Origin of the sequence: Nitratireductor sp. GZWM139, assembly GCF_030068685.1 — a bacterium.
GTDB classification, from domain to species: domain Bacteria; phylum Pseudomonadota; class Alphaproteobacteria; order Rhizobiales; family Rhizobiaceae; genus Nitratireductor; species Nitratireductor aquimarinus.
In genome coordinates, this window is sequence record NZ_JAMQML010000005.1 from 87,476 (window position 1) to 102,827 (window position 15,352).

Here is a 15,352-nt window from a genome sequence, read left to right on the forward strand (position 1 = left end):
TTCCTTCTAACCACGCCGCACCCGGCGACACCTTCGGGTCTTCTCGCTTAGGTTGCACGTTTAAAGCCGCATCGCCTCCGATCCGAATTCCTCCAGCATGGCGCGCATGGCCCTGTACTCCGATCCATTCCGGTATCCGCCAAGCCAAAGGAGATCGGCGTCAGAAAGCTGATTTCCGCTCTCAATCCGCTTCTCAAGGTCGAGTGCTCTGCGGAAGCGTGCCTCTCGGGTCTCTGGAAGTTTCGTCACCCTGCTGGAGCGGGTGCGATTTGGGGCTGCAGGGACTTCAGACGAAGGTGCAGTTTCCTCGACCAGCCTTTTGTGAAGGTCCGCGGCACGCCCGGTAAGAACGCCCGCCGTCGAGGGCTGGGTAGCGGCCGCTGCAGCTTCAAGTGCCGCCGTCGAGTGCACGTCCGCTTTTCGCGGAAACTCGAGGAGCTTGCCGGCTCGCTCTTCACCAGCTCTACGCATGGCGTCCGCAACCTGTCGCGGACCAATGCGCCGCATTTCGCGTCGGATGTCCTTGATGCGGCCGGCAACATGCGCTTTCTGCGCAGCCTTCACCTTGGCAACAGTCTCCGCAGGATCCAGCCCGGCGAGTTCCGGGCAAACTGCCTCGCCAAGGAAGGTTTCACCATCCGGTTCGAAAAGTAGAACGCGCCCCAGATCGGCAGGGTCCATCCGGCACAGGACCGTGGCTCCGGGCATAACCGCATCTGGCAGATAATGAGCACCGTCGATCCTGATACCGGTCTTGGTAACGGTACGTAGCCCGTTCTTTCCAGCGACTGGCGCAAGCAGTATGTCGAGCGCATGAACGTCATCAATACGTCGGATGGAACCTGACCAGGAAGCTGCCACTGCCATGGGAGTGCGTTTTCCAAGTCCGTCATGTTCGGTCGAAGCATAGATTTTGTCCGACCAGTCATCACACCACTGCTGGAATTCAGCGAGCTTCATATCGACGCCGAAGAGCTCCTTCTCATCGCAGCCGAGACGCTGGGCGAACGCCTTGCGTCCTTCCAGCCGTTTGCGGTCTGCCACCGAATGGCCGATGAACCCCGGCAGACAGGCCAGATCGCGCTGAAACGTCCCGATGGGCCGCTCGACCAGGCCTTTGCCCTTGGACTTCGGGTCGTAGCGTTGCGAGCGTTCGGACTCGATACCGAGCGCGGTCAACAGACGCTGTGTGGCCGTCGCAACGAAATCGCTGCCATTGTCGGTCAGGAGTTTTTCAGGCACTCCCCACGACAGGATACACTTGCGCAGCATGAGGCCCACTGCTTCGGCGCGTGGCGTCGGCGTAGCGAGAATTTTTGCGCGCCGCGAGAAGACGTCGATCATCAAGTATATCGAGTGCCGCCCCTCCCGAAGCATGACGTCGGCCGGAGAGGCATCGATCATCCATACTTCGTTTAATCGGTCGGCCCGAACTACACCCGTAGCCGAAAATTCGACCTTGGAGCGATAGCCATCCGGATCGGTGAGAAGCATCAGCTCATTGCGGTATTCGTCACGCCAGACCTTTAGGGTCTGTTGCACCGTGCGAAGCGGGGGCAATTGGAATGAGCCGGCAGAAATGGCATCTGAAAACTTGTCTGCCAAGGCATCGCGAATTGCCTTCGCCGAGAGGAAGGGCAGCTTCGCAATGGCTGCGAGGACGAAGGTTTTCACCTCACCATCGAGTGCGCGATCGAGCTGACCTGAGCCGCGACGTGCTGCAGCCGGATCGAACCCAAGCAATTCCGGCTGTTCCCGCCGGCTGCGCCAACGCGCGAGTGATCGGGCGCTTACCCTCTTGATTGCCGTGTTGATCCAGCCTGGAACGTCGATTGAAGAGGTGTTGTAAAGGTCTGAAAAGAGGTTGTCGGCTGCAGCAATTGAAAGCGCCTGGTCACTTCGGAAGCGATCTGCAAGCCTGACCAGAGTGAGACGCGCATCACGGGTCTGGCGAGCACGTGGCGAAAGACGATCATGATCTCGGGTCGCCGGTCGAAGGTCGTTCGGGTCGATGTTGAAGTGACGGGCGGCGAGTGCAATGCGTGCCGACAACGGCAGGTTCTCGATGTGATATTCGGTCCCGCCACCCCGTCCAGTGCGTGGCCGCACCATACCCGGCCGTTCGTCCCAACATTCCCGCTCGATCCTCCGAGCGGATCCGGACTCCGTCACCGGCCAGTCGATCAGGTGCCCTCTGCCTGCGAGGTCTGCAAACTCCTGCGCCGTCATCCAGGTCTTGAGAGTACCTTCCGTCACCGGCCCGCCTTCCATTTGGCTTCGATGGCCTGCTTGCGGCGCTGGACCTCGCGCTCGTGCTCTTCGATCAGGTGAAGCTCGATCAGGGAGCCATACCGTTCAGGCACGACGACGTGATCAAAAAAACCAGCCACAAACCCGAGAAGATCATGGCACTCGGTTGCCATGATCAACGCGATGAAACGCTCGAGGCTTATCTTGTGGCTCTCCTTGGCCTCGGATGCATAAGCGTCGAGCGTGGCCTCGGATACGGGATAGCCAAGCTCTTCGCTCATTTCTCGTGCAATATCCGACCGGGATTTTCCGCAATCCTTCAACGCGAGCGCCACCGCCCGCGAGATACGTGAGGCGATCCGGTTTCCGGGCAATTGCTCGCTTTCAAAGCCGACGGCGACGCGTGGCGGTTCCCAATCGAACAATTCCAGCGTCATGCGGTCGCGCTTGCGTGTCATGCGAACCAGCCCCGCTTTTCAGCATGTTCGCGGATGGCCACTTCTTGTGTATCGAGGAAATCAGCGCGCTGTCGGGCGGACAGTCGAGCCCAGTTGCCAACGGTCGACGCAAACAGTTTCTCTGCGGGCGTCAGCAGACGGCGCCCTTCAACAAGTGCAAGTGCGTCCGCTACGGTCGTTGCTTTGGGCGGCGTTGCGAAGAGCAGATCGCAGATCTGGCTCTGGTATTCTGATGTTTGCGACGAAAGGAGTTTGAGACCTGCCTGGTGATCTTCCAGCCAGGTTCCCCTAAGACGGGATTTGCTCTCGCCGGAAAGGCCTCGAATGATGGCAACGGCAATCTCTATCGCCCGCCGCGATAACCCGGTCATATCGGCTGCGTGAGAACTGAACGCAAAAATTTCGTTTTGATCCGCACTCTTTCGTCGCGCTTCGATCACGGCCTTGGCTTTTGCACTACGACGATCACCTCCACGCCGGGTGTCAGGATAAAGCCGCTCATGTACATGTTTCAGCTCAACCAGACTTTCAGCGCGCTCAAGCTTCGTGAGCTCCTCGCGGTTGAGATTCTCTGTGATCTCGAGCAACAGACGCCGATCTGGCGTCAGTGTTGATGCTTCAATGACACTCGCGTCGATATGTGTGGCTCCACCGAGGTCGAGAGCGGCCAGCCGCAATGCGCCGGCGATCAGCGTGAAGCGTCCCGATTTTTCTGCGGCAACAACAATCGGGTGTTGAGGCTGGCAGCCTTCTCCGATTTCCTTGCGCAGCGTTTCAACCCGCCACGGCTTCACCGGTCGCAATCTGTTCGTTGGAACATCGATCGCCTTGATCAGGATAGATCGCACACCCGTGTTGGATGAGTGCGCGTCCGCCGCCGGGCGGGGGGCTTTGGGTGAGGCGGCGGACGCGCTTTCCGTGGCGCCGGGGGAGCGGCGTTCCACGGAACTGGATAAACGTTTCATGGCTGCCCTCTCCACCAGTTGAAGAAGAGCAAGAGGAGAATGAGGGGAATTGCAAAGAGTGCTGGCCAACGAATGATCGCCAGAAACAACCAGCCGACCCAAACCATGAGACCGCCGGGAAGAAGCATTTCAAGTACGATGAGGCCCGCAGCGATGATGGAGACCAGCAGCACCGCAGAAACAATGACTGCGATCGGAGGCAGGGGTTGATTGGGACTGACAAAGAGGAACCCGCAGCTGGCGTCCTCATTGTCCACGTCCTTCCGCTTGTCAGACCGGCGAGGCGTCATAGCAGCTCTCTCTTGTCCACATGAGGCTGGTGCTTTTGACTCGCACCCGTCAGCTGCGGTCTGGTACAACCGGAACGACGTCGACCATTCGGCCAGTACCGGTCAGGCCACAAAGTCTGCACCGGCACTTTAAGTGCGCTCGCGATCGCCCGTTCGGCTTTTGGGTAGGGGGAACCGAGTGCCGCCGAGATTTCGCTGGCGGTGAGGTCCACGTGACGGGCAAAGGCTCGTGACGAACCAAAGCGTCGCTTGATCTCGGCGAGAATGGCGTGACGGTCCCATGTGGTCGTGTGCTCGTGCACCCGGCTGCTCCCGAATTGTTCGACCCGGTGTGCTGACCGGTTCGATCGCAAATCAGTTCTGATTAGTCAGGAGGATCACTTTTGATCCTTTCAGTCAACCAGTAGTTGCCAATACGGATCAATTTCGATCCTTTCGAGCAGGCTTATGAACAGAAATAGCGCCACTGATGAAGAAACCACGCGTGAGCTTCTGCGCCGGCTCGTGGCAGATTTCGGTGGGCCGACAGCAGTGGCTACGCTGTCTGGCGTCCCACTGCCGTCATTGAAACGCTACATCAGCGGCGCAACACGAAAGATTCCGCTGGAGGTGCTCGACAAGGTGGCGACTGCCTGCGCCGTTCCGGTGGACACGCTGATACCAGCTCGAAAGTCCGGATTGATCGGGGAGGCAGAACCGTTCGCTCAAAAGGTTGCGTCGTTACAGGCGCAGCGTCCCTGGACGATGCGTGCGCGTTCGCTGGATCTGGCCGGTGTCCTGCCAGGCGATCTGATGTGGTTCGCAGAGAATACGACTGCCGGGACAGGCGACGTCGTTCTTGCACAATTGTCTGATGACGACAGTGGATCGGTGGCTACAATTGTTCGGCAGGTCCGTGGCGAATATCTGCTCACGCGCTCGAGTGATCCCGAATCCGAGCAAACGCCGATTTCCCTCAACGATAAAAGACTGCAGATCGTCGGAGTATTGGTTGATCTGCGTCGCCTCGTGCCACCAAAGCGCTCCTAGGCGGTCGGTCAGAGTTCAGAAGACACGCTGGCCGCGTGGAAAGCAGGCAAAGCCTTGAAGTTATTCATGAACATGAAACTCTGACCGCTTCCGGCGCAATACGACGCCAGGTCAGGGTTCAAACGCGATCATCTTTGAAACTACTGGATTATTCGCGTTGGTCAGAATTCTCTGTTCAACCGCAGCTGCCAAGTGAACTTGCGTGCGTCTGGAAGCTCACTCCCATGTGTTCCACCGCAACCCGTTGAACTGTCGCGCTTTTTCACCAGTTCCCGGCAATTCCCACCTATTCCCGACAAAAGCCTAGATCTGCCAAGTGAACCTGCGCGTTACAAAAAGCGGAATGCGTGGTTTCGGGCAATGCTGTGAAATGAAGAGAAATGGTACGGTTGGGTGGATTCGAACCACCGACCTCAGGAGCCACAATCCTGCGCTCTAACCAACTGAGCTACAACCGCACACGTGACCGGTGACCGGCGTTCGCGTCAATACGGGCAATTGATCGCTTTTTCAAGCCAAAAGAACAAAAGAAAAAAAGACCGGGGGGAGGATCCCGGTCTTTTTTCACAAGAGACCGAAGGGAGGAGGTTTCGGTCCCACTCGGCAGCAAGCGGGAGGAGGTGCTTTCTGCCGGACTACTCAGAGCGCTAACGCCTCAGGCGACGCGCAGTTCCTTGACGGCCTTTTCAAAGACGTCCTTCATGGGCTTCGCCATGGTTTCAGCAGATTTCTGCGACGTGGTCTGGAAGTCCTTCATCTGGTCGACGGCCACTTCCATGCGCTTGCGCATGAAGTTGCTCTGCATTTCGATCAGCTCGGCGAAGGAGCGCACGCCAGCCAGCGCCTCGAGATGGGCGAGATTGGCTTCCGTGCCCTCGCGCAGCGCGGCAATCGACTTGGAGGTCAGCTCGTTGCCGGCGGTCTTTGCGCTCTCGAAAGTGGCTTCGAAAGCCTTCTGGGTCTCTTCCGCGCTCGACTTCATGCGGGAATAGGCCTCTTTCGTCTGCTCGGCGCTCTTTTCGGCGAAAGCGCGGAACTGCTCGCTCGCCTGCGTCGCATCAAACGTCGGGAATTCAACGGTCCCAGTGTCCTTCTGCGTGGTCTTGGTCATATCCGCGATCCTTTGGTTTTCGTTCATGGTGGCCTCTCCTTGGATGGCGCTCACCGATAATTCATGACCGGTATATAGCATCGATATTTGTGCATTGCAACATCTTTGCTGCACTGCAACATGCTCATCGCTATAACCGTCGCTGCAATTAACCAATCGCGGAGAATTCGCAGCATCGGGGCCTTAGAGTTTGTGGACCTCGCGGCCACATGCTTTTATTAATAAGGCGTTAACATCGTTATCGGGATGCCGCGTTCTGCGGTTGAGGATGGCAGCCCGATGCTGTTTGAAACGATGCGGTTCTCCCGGCCAGCGATTCCCGGCCGGGCGCATACAGGATAATTGTTGGCTCGTTTGAATGGCGTCTGTCTCATACTCCTTCGTTGACATTGCGGTGCTGGACCGGGTGCGTGAGCGCTTCGCAGCGGGCGATGCGCTGCTCGTCCTGTCGCGCGCTCTCGACACCGTGATCTGGGCGAACGGCCCCGGCGCGGCCCTGATCGGCTATCGCAACATCGAAGAGGCCATCGGGGCCGAGAGCAATCTTTCGGCAACGACCCGCCGGCAGATCTCCGCCACGCCCGGCTTCCCCCGCATTTCGGGAGAACGCACGGTTGGCACGCGGCTTGGCCGCGGCATGCGCGCGCCGGTCGTCAATCTGGAAGCATCCACGATTTCCCTGCCCGGCGGCGAGCAGGCCATTCTTCTGGCCCTCAAGGCCACATCCATGCGCATGCGCGACGATGCCTTCCGCGCCACGGCGGCGGTTGAGGGTTTCGATGCCGCAGACCAGTTTGCGGCGCTCGTCGATGAGAACGGCCTCGTCGCAGCCTCCTCCAGCGGCTTCCAGAAACTCGGCATCGAGCGCGAGACCCTGCGCGCGCTCGTTGACGAAGTGCGCGACGAGACGGATCGCCTGGTCAAGCGCATGGTCGAAGGCGGCGCGCGCCAGCGCCCCGCCGCCATTGCCAAGCTGACCGACGAGCCGGCATGGCACCTTCTGGTCGTGGTGGACGAACAGAACGCGCCGCTTCAGGAAGCGCCTGCTGCTCCGACCGTGACGACCACGCCCGACGACGCCCCCTCCCCGCTCTTGGAAGAGCCGGTTGCGGATGCTCCGGCGGCGCAGACCACAGCGCATGACGATGCGCCGACAGAGACACTGGCGACCGAAGCGGACGCCGCGTCTGCACCGATTGCGCCCTCTGCCGCGCAGGAAAACAACGTCGCCTCCACCATGGAGATGGTAGAGCCCGAAGCGCAGGAGCCCACAAAGACGCCGCAGCGCGAGCGCCCGAAGGGAACCGTGCGCTTTGCATGGCGCACCGATTCGGAAGGCCGCTTCACCGCCCTGTCCGATGCCTTTGCCGAGGCCATCGGGCCAGCGGCAGCCGACGTGATGGGGCGACGCTTCCGCGATGTTTCGAATGCCTTTGGCCTCGATCCCGATGGCCGCATCGCGACCCTTCTGGAGCGCCGCGACACTTGGTCCGGCCGCACCGTCATGTGGCCGCTGGAAGGCACGGACCTGAAAATTCCCGTCGACCTTGCAGCCCTGCCGATCTATGGCCGCGGCCGCGTGTTCGAAGGCTTTCACGGCTTTGGCCTTGCCCGCATGGGCGATGCCGTAACCGATCCCGAGGGCATCGGGCTGGTGCTCATTCCCGGCGCGCCGCTTCCGACCCGTCCTGTGGAGAGTGCCGAAACGCCGCCTGCACCGGAAGCCGAGGAAGAGCCAGTCGTTGAAGCACCCTTTGACGCTGACTTGCTCGACGCCCCTGCGGACGAGGCGGAAGAGCCCGCCGCTGCGGAAACCGAAGGCGAGCCGGAAGCACCCGTCAAGATCATTAATCTCTCGGAGCACCGCACCGCGCCTGCGAAGGAAAACGGACTTTCGCCGAGCGAAGCAACGGCCTTCCGCGAGATCGGCGCACGTCTGCGCGAAAACAGCGGGCAGACTTCCGATGCCGGCAAGGTCGCGGCATCTGAGACGACAGACGAAGCACCTGTTGAAGACCAGCCCGCCGCCCCCGCCGTAAAAGGCACGGTAACGGAAGACAGCGCGCCGGAAGCAGAAGCGCCGTCACACGAAGCCGAAGAGGCAGCACCCGACGATATCTCTGCAGAAACAAACGAGCCGGTAGCGGAAAGCGCCGCTGAGGACGAAATGCCGGTTGAGGACGTTCACGCGCCTGAGCCTGAGCTGACGGCAGACGACGGGGCATCGTCTTCGGGCGAAGCCGCGCATCCCGAGACGACCGAAGCAGTGGAAGCAGTCGAAGGAGCCGAAGCCCGGGCGGCGGCAGAAGAAGCGGCGCCAGCCGTTTCCACCGCCCCGGTTGTGCCCTCGGCCTTCTTCGAGAAATCCGCCGATGACCGGGAAGAGACCAGCCTTCTGGCCGGTCTCCCGCTGCCGATCCTTATCCATGCCGGCGACACGCTGCACTTTGCCAACCGCGCCTTCTTCGACCTGACCGGCTATGCCGATCTGACCACGCTTGAAGAAAACGGCGGCATTGGAGCCCTTTTCCCCGAGAGCTACGAGGTTTCACACACGCCGGCAGACGCGCAGGCACTCACGCTCAAGACGGCGCAGGGCGTCGAGCATGATGTGCATGCGCATCTCCAATCCGTGCCATGGCGCACGGGCAAGGCCCTTCTGCTCGCCCTGCAACCGGTGGAAGCCGAAACGACAGAGCCTGCGCTGGAAGCCGTCGCCGCACCGCTTTTGAGTGAAGCTCCGGAGGAGACCGGACAGACTGCTGAATTGCAGATGCATCTGGCCGAAATGCGCGCCATCGTCGACACGGCGACCGACGGCGTTGTCATCATCGACAATGACGGCCATGTGCGCTCCACGAACCAGCCGGCCGAAGCGCTGTTCGGCTTCGATGGTGAGGATGTGGCGGGCAAGCCCTTCACGGCCCTCTTTGCCATCGAGAGCCAGAACGCCGTGCGCGCGCATCTGGAAAGCCTTTCCGACAATGGCGTTGCGAGCGTTCTGAACGACGGGCTGGAAGTCATCGGCCGTGAAGCGCAGGGACGCTTCATCCCGCTGTTCATGACCATTGGCCGTCTGCCGCACGAAAGCGGTTTCTGCGCGGTTCTGCGCGACATCACCCAGTGGAAGCGCGCCGCCGAGGAACTGACCCAGGCGCGCGCCGAGGCCGAACGCGCCTCCTCGCAGAAGACCGAGTTTCTTGCCCGCGTCAGCCATGAGATCCGCACGCCGCTCAACGCCATCATCGGCTTTTCCGAGCTGATGATGGACGAGAAATTCGGCCCCATCGGCAATGACCGCTATCGCGACTATCTTCGGGACATCAACCGGTCCGGCAATCACGTGCTTGATCTGGTCAACGATCTGCTGGACATCTCCAAGATCGAGGCCGGCGAACAGGAAATGCACTATGAGGCCGTCTCGCTGAACGACATTCTGGGCGAGACCGTCGCCATGATGCAGCCGCAGGCCAACCGCGAGCGCGTCATCATCCGTTCGAGCTTCGCCTCCAACCTGCCCGATGTGGTGGCCGATCCGCGCAGCGTGCGTCAGATCGCCCTGAACCTGCTCTCCAACGCGGTTCGCTACACCGCTGCCGGCGGCCAGGTGATCGTTTCCACCGCCTACAGCGCGGATGGAGCCGTCGTCATGCGGGTGCGCGACACCGGCATCGGCATGAACCCGGCGGAAGTCGAGGAAGCGCTGAAACCCTTCAAGCAAATCAACAGCTTGAAGCGCAAGCGCGGTGACGGAACCGGGCTCGGCCTGCCGCTGACCCGCGCCATGGTGGAAGCCAACCGCGCCGCCTTTGCGATCCATTCGGTTCCCGGCGAAGGCACGCTTGTCGAGGTTTCGTTTCCGCCGACGCGCGTTCTCGCCGATTAGGCCTGCCCGCCCGGAAAATTCAAAAAACATGATAACCGCAGTTTAGAATACTTCTAAACTTATGATATTGCTTGCATTTTCCTTGACGGTTGCGAAAATTTTTACGACAAGCCTCCTCGCTGGATGGTCAAACCCGGCACTTTCCATGGGACCTTGAACCCCACAGGCTAGGAGACAGAAATGCTGACCAAGAAATTACTCGCAGCCCGCGCAGGTCTCGCCGCGCTTGTTGCTACCGGATCGCTCGCCGCCACGCTTCCTGCCGCACAGGCCGAAGGCACGGTGAACATCTATTCCTACCGCCAGCCCTTCCTCATTCAGCCGCTGCTCGACGCCTTCACCGAGAAGACCGGCATCGACACCGAAGTCCTGTTCCTCAACAAGGGGCTTGAAGACCGCATCGCAGCCGAGGGTTCCAACTCCCCCGCCGACGTGATCCTCACCGTGGATATCGGCCGCCTGATGAACGCCAAGGAAAAGGGCATCACCCAGTCCGTCGAGGACGAGACGGTGAATTCCGAAATTCCCTCCGAGTTCCGCGATCCGGAAGGCAACTGGTTCGGCGTCACCACGCGCGGCCGCGTGATTTATGCTTCCAAGGACCGCGTCGAGCAGGACACGATCACCTATGAAGAGCTCGCCGATCCCAAGTGGAAGGGCAAGATCTGCATGCGCAGTGGCCAGCACAACTACAACATCGCGCTGTTCGCCTCGATGATCGCCCACCACGGCGAGGAGAAGGCCGAGGAGTGGATGAAGGGCCTGAAGGCCAATCTGGCCCGCAAGCCGAACGGCAATGATCGCGGACAGGCGCAGGCCATCTTTGCCGGCGAGTGCGATCTCGGCATCGGCAACACCTACTATGTCGGCATCATGATGAACAACGACAAGGAGCCGGAGCAGAAGGAATGGGCCGATTCGCTCAAGGTCCTGTTCCCCAATTCCGGTGACCGCGGCACGCATGTGAACATTTCCGGCATGGCCATGGCCAAGCACGCACCGAACCGCGAACAGGCTCTTGAGCTGATGCGCTTCCTGGGCAGCGCCGAGGCACAGGCGATCTACGCCGAGACCAACTATGAATATCCGGTCCTGCCGGGCGCGGAAGTCTCTGAAACGGTCCAGTCTTTCGGCGAAATCAAGCCGGATAGCCTGCCGCTCGCAGAGATCGCCAAGCACCGCAAGGCAGCCTCCGAGATGGTCGACCGCGTCGGCCTCGACGATGGCCCGGCCAGCTGATCTTTCCATGAACCGCAAAGCCGGGCCTTGTTCGAGGCCCGGCTTTTTGCTTTCTGCCGGAACGAGTAGCATATTCGAGTTCCGGTACACGGCGTCATGACATCCTATCACACACCGACAGCCCCGCTTCGCGAACGCCGCTTTCCCCGCATCCGGGGCGAGCGACACGGCTTTGCGCTTGCCGGCAGCGTTGTCATCGCGCTTGCCGTTCTCCTGCCGATCGCCACGATCCTCTATGTGGCTCTGACCGGCTCCGGCGAGGCGTGGCCGCATCTTCTGCGCTATGTGCTTCCCCAGTCGCTCGGCACCACGCTTGCGCTTCTTGGCCTCGTGGCGCTTGGCACATCCGTCATCGGCGTCGGGTCCGCATGGCTGGTGGTCGGCTATGATTTTCCACTGCGCCGGCTGCTTGCCTGGGCGCTCGTCCTGCCGCTCGCCGTTCCCACCTATCTCGCGGCCTACGCCTTCGGCGAGTTCTTCCATTATGTCGGGCCGTTGCAGACGGCCGTGCGCAGCATTTTCGGCTTCACCAGCGCACGTGATTACTGGTTTCCGGACATCCGCTCCACCTGGGGCGCGGCGCTGGTGGTGACCTCCGTCACCTTTCCCTACGTCTATCTGACAGCCCGCGTCGTGTTCCTCATGCAGGGGCGCAACATCGCCGATGTGGCGCGCACGCTCGGCGCGCGGCCCTCGCGCGTGTTCTTCCGCGTTCTCCTGCCGGTGGCGCGCCCCGCCATCATCGCCGGCCTGGCTCTGGTCATGATGGAAACGCTGAACGATATCGGCGCGGTGGAATATCTGGGTGTGCGCACGCTCACCCTCTCCGTCTATTCCACCTGGCTCAACCGGGGCAGCCTGGAGGGCGCAGCCCAGATTGCGGCTGTCATGCTGATCATCGTCTTCCTGCTGCTGACGGCAGAGCAGTGGGCGCGGCGCAAACAGCGCTTCCACAGTGCCCGCGCCACACAGATGCATGTGCGCCCGCCGCGTGTTCCGCTCGCCGGCGCACGGGGCTGGCTGGCAACCTTCGCGCTGTCGCTTCCCATCCTGTCCGGCTTCGGCGTACCGCTCTTCATTTTCGGCGGTTATGTCTCCCGCCGCCTCTACCAGTTCGCCGAACCGCAGATCCTTCAGGCTTTCCTCACCAGCGTTGCGGTTGCAGGCGTGACGGCCCTCCTCACGGTCTTCATTGCGCTTCTTCTGCTCAATGCGATGCGCCTCTCCCGCTCGGGCTACACGATGGTTCTGGTGCGTCTTGCCTCCGTCGGCTACGCCTTGCCGGGCACGATCCTCGGTCTCGGCCTGCTCCTCTCTCTCGCCGCCATCGACAACACGGTCGACGGCGTTGTGCGCAGCTATACCGGTCTTTCGACCGGGCTCCTGCTCACCGGCACCGCCGCCTCCATCGTGATTGCCTGCACCATCCGCTTTCTGGCGCTTGCCGAAAGCGCGGTCCGCTCCGGCCTTGAAAAGCTGCCGCCCAATCTGGATCAGGCTGCCCGCAGCCTTGGCAAGACGGCAAACCAGAGCGCCTTCACCGTGCTCCTGCCGCTCCTGAAGCCGGCCATCCTGACCGCCGCCATTCTTGTCTTTGTCGACACGGTGAAGGAGCTTTCGGCCACCATCCTGCTGCGGCCCTTCGGCTTTCACACGCTGGCCACCCATGTTTATGAAAACGCCTCGCGCGGCGCGGTGGAAGATGGCGCGGTGGCCGCGCTTCTGATCATCGCAACGGCAATCGTTCCGGTCATTCTTCTGTCCGGCCCGCTCATGCGCGACCGCAACGCCTGACCGCAAAAAATCACGAAACACAGGCCAAAAAAAAGCGCCCGAAAGGGCGCTTGAAGGATCTTGTATGCTGTCAAAAACGGGGCTTGGCGAACATCTGTCTAACAGTCGGACCCTGTGTCCGGCTCGTCAAGTTAGCCGACACTATCGCGGCTATCTCTTAACAGAACCTTACCTGGTTACCGACAAGTTTACGCTTCTGTACCACCTGTGAATTCTCGGTAAATATCGGCTTTACCGATCCTTAACCATGCGCCCGCCCTTCAGCTGCGAAGAGCGGGAATATCCCGGTAGAGATCGAGCGCCTCGGGATTGGCGAGCGCCTCCTTGTTCTTCACCTCGCGGCCATGCACGATGTCCCGCACCGCGAGCTCCGTGATCTTGCCCGACTTGGTGCGCGGAATGTCGCTCACGGCCACGATGCGCGCCGGCACGTGGCGCGGGCTTGCGCCGGTCCGGATCTTGGTGCGGATCGTCTTTTCCAGCGCCGCGTCCAGCTCCACGCCCTCTGCCAGCCGGACGAACAGCACGACGCGCACATCGTCTTCCCAGTCCTGACCGATACAGATCGCCTCGAGGATTTCTGGCAGCTGCTCCACCTGATTGTAGATCTCCGCCGTGCCGATGCGCACGCCGCCCGGATTGAGCGTTGCGTCGGAACGGCCATGGATCACGATGCCGCCATGCTCCGTCCATTCGGCGAAGTCGCCATGGCACCACACATTGTCGAACCGGTCGAAATAGGCTGCGTGGTATTTCTCATCCTTCGGATCGTTCCAGAAACCGAGGGGCATGGCCGGAAAGGCGCGCGTGCAGACAAGCTCGCCCTTGCCTTCGACGAGCGGCTTGCCCTCGTCGTCCCAGACCTCGACGGCCATGCCAAGGCCGGCAGCCTGGATCTCGCCAACCCAGACCGGAAGCGTCGGCACGCCGAGCACAAAACAGGACACGATGTCCGTGCCGCCGGAGATCGACGCCAGGTGCACGTCCTTCTTGATTCCCTCATAGACGAAGGAGAAGTTCTCCGGCGCCAGCGGCGAGCCGGTCGAGGAGACCGTGCGAACGGTCGACAGGTCGTGGCTTTCCATCGGCTTCAGATCCGCCTTGCGGACCGCATCGATGAACTTGGCCGACGTGCCGAAATAGGTCATGCCCTCGGCATCGGCATAGTCGAACAGGACATTGCCATCGGGATGGAAGGGCGAGCCGTCATAGAGCAGAAGCGTGACTTCCGACGCCAGGCCGCTCATCAGCCAGTTCCACATCATCCAGCCGCAGGTGGTGAAGTAGAAAAGCCGGCCGCCCGGCGCCAGCCCGGCATGAAGACGATGCTCTTTCATGTGCTGAAGCAGCGTGCCGCCAGCCGAATGCACGATGCATTTGGGAATGCCCGTCGTGCCCGACGAAAACAGGATGTAGAGCGGATGCGAGAAGGGCAGACGCTCGAATGAAACCGGCGCAGCCTCATAGGCTGCAATCGCATCGCTGAACGCGTCCGCCCGGTCGATTTTTGCGGCGGCTTCCGTAGCGTTGCCCAGATAGTCCACGATCAGCGCCTGCTTCACGCTCGGCAGTTTTTCGAGCACGGCAGCCGTCTTTTCCGACACGTCGAACGATTTGCCGCCATACCAGTAGCCATCCGGCGCGATGAAGATCGTCGGTTCGATCTGGCCGAACCGGTCGAGAACGCCCTGCGCACCGAAATCGGGAGAGCAGGAAGACCACACCGCCCCCAGAGAGCTTGCCGCCAGCATGGCTGCCAGCGTCTCGGGCATATTCGGCATCATCGCCGCAACACGGTCTCCGGCCTTAAGGCCGCGATCCCGGAAGAGCTGCTGGAGCTTTGAGACCAGATTGCGCAGCTCGTCCCAGGAGAGACGGCGCTCATCCTTGTCTTCGCCGCGAAACACCACCGCATCACCGTCACCGCTCTTGCGCAGGAGATTTTCGGCAAAGTTCAGCGTCGCGTCGGGAAAGAAGGAAGCCCCCGGCATCCGGTCGCCATCGACCAGTACGCGCTCGCCCCTGTCGCCGATCACGCCGCAGAAATCCCACAGCAGCGACCAGAACCCCTCACGATCCTCGACCGACCAGGCATGCAGGGCCGCATAGTCGGGCAGGCGCTTTCCGGTCAGCGCTTCGGCGCGCTCCGCGAAAGCCGTAATCGGAGCTTCCTTCGTGCGGGTTTCGGATGGCGTCCAAAGCGGCTCGGCTGCACTCATGCTTTCCTCCTAAAGGCCTTTTCGGCAATCGCACCCCTTATGCATTTCCGCTCGTCCTGCGGCAATGGTCTCGTTTGAAACAGCGAGGCGACCCGACCGTTTCCTTCCGTT

11 protein-coding genes and 1 tRNA gene are annotated in these 15,352 nt (G+C 61.1%); 4 read left to right on the forward strand and 8 right to left on the reverse strand.

What is annotated here, in order from left to right; translation table 11 throughout:
* Positions 1-60: 60 nt before the first annotated feature.
* Genes NDI72_RS07780 through NDI72_RS22060 form a run of 5 tightly spaced genes read right to left on the reverse strand, consistent with a single transcriptional unit; the run spans position 61 to position 4,265 of the window.
* Positions 61-2,256, reverse strand: a complete 2,196-nt coding sequence (locus NDI72_RS07780; RefSeq protein WP_283800137.1) for a DDE-type integrase/transposase/recombinase — start codon at positions 2,254-2,256, stop codon at positions 61-63.
* On the reverse strand, positions 2,253-2,687 hold the full coding sequence (locus NDI72_RS07785; RefSeq protein WP_283800138.1) for a hypothetical protein: 435 nt from the start codon (positions 2,685-2,687) through the stop codon (positions 2,253-2,255). The genes NDI72_RS07780 and NDI72_RS07785 overlap by 4 nt, the downstream gene beginning before the upstream one ends.
* A 17-nt stretch (positions 2,688-2,704) precedes the next feature.
* The gene (locus NDI72_RS07790) at positions 2,705-3,673 is read right to left on the reverse strand and encodes a ParB/RepB/Spo0J family partition protein (protein WP_283800139.1); all 969 of its coding nucleotides are present in this window, start codon (positions 3,671-3,673) and stop codon (positions 2,705-2,707) included.
* The gene (locus NDI72_RS07795) at positions 3,670-3,930 is read right to left on the reverse strand and encodes a hypothetical protein (RefSeq protein ID WP_283800140.1); all 261 of its coding nucleotides are present in this window, start codon (positions 3,928-3,930) and stop codon (positions 3,670-3,672) included. The genes NDI72_RS07790 and NDI72_RS07795 overlap by 4 nt, the downstream gene beginning before the upstream one ends.
* A 29-nt stretch (positions 3,931-3,959) precedes the next feature.
* Positions 3,960-4,265, reverse strand: a complete 306-nt coding sequence (locus NDI72_RS22060) for a helix-turn-helix domain-containing protein (RefSeq protein WP_162742199.1) — start codon at positions 4,263-4,265, stop codon at positions 3,960-3,962.
* A gap of 145 nt (positions 4,266-4,410) precedes the next feature.
* Here NDI72_RS22060 and NDI72_RS07800 point away from each other — a divergent pair, with 145 nt between their 5' ends.
* A complete protein-coding gene (locus NDI72_RS07800) occupies positions 4,411-4,992 on the forward strand; it encodes a hypothetical protein (protein WP_283800141.1) in 582 nt (193 codons plus the stop codon).
* A 381-nt stretch (positions 4,993-5,373) separates the two neighbouring features.
* Here NDI72_RS07800 and NDI72_RS07805 read toward each other — a convergent pair.
* Both NDI72_RS07805 and NDI72_RS07810 read right to left on the reverse strand, forming a co-directional pair.
* Positions 5,374-5,450 (reverse strand) — tRNA-His (locus tag NDI72_RS07805).
* A 197-nt stretch (positions 5,451-5,647) separates the two neighbouring features.
* Positions 5,648-6,103: a phasin gene (locus tag NDI72_RS07810; protein WP_113156180.1), complete on the reverse strand. Its 456-nt coding sequence runs from the start codon at positions 6,101-6,103 to the stop codon at positions 5,648-5,650.
* 358 nt (positions 6,104-6,461) lie between these two features.
* Here NDI72_RS07810 and NDI72_RS07815 point away from each other — a divergent pair, with 358 nt between their 5' ends.
* From NDI72_RS07815 to NDI72_RS07825, 3 genes are all read left to right on the forward strand, one after another.
* Positions 6,462-9,989 (forward strand): histidine kinase dimerization/phospho-acceptor domain-containing protein, encoded by a 3,528-nt coding sequence (locus NDI72_RS07815; protein WP_283800142.1) that lies wholly within the window; start codon positions 6,462-6,464, stop codon positions 9,987-9,989.
* A gap of 180 nt (positions 9,990-10,169) precedes the next feature.
* Positions 10,170-11,228, forward strand: coding sequence for a Fe(3+) ABC transporter substrate-binding protein (locus tag NDI72_RS07820; protein WP_206544643.1), 1,059 nt, complete (start codon positions 10,170-10,172; stop codon positions 11,226-11,228).
* 96 nt (positions 11,229-11,324) lie between these two features.
* Positions 11,325-13,022: an ABC transporter permease gene (locus NDI72_RS07825; protein WP_283800143.1), complete on the forward strand. Its 1,698-nt coding sequence runs from the start codon at positions 11,325-11,327 to the stop codon at positions 13,020-13,022.
* A 260-nt stretch (positions 13,023-13,282) separates the two neighbouring features.
* On the opposite strand, the gene NDI72_RS07830 is transcribed toward NDI72_RS07825, so the two are convergent.
* Positions 13,283-15,241, reverse strand: a complete 1,959-nt coding sequence (locus NDI72_RS07830; protein WP_283800144.1) for an acetoacetate--CoA ligase — start codon at positions 15,239-15,241, stop codon at positions 13,283-13,285.
* Between the last annotated feature and the right edge of the window lie 111 nt (positions 15,242-15,352).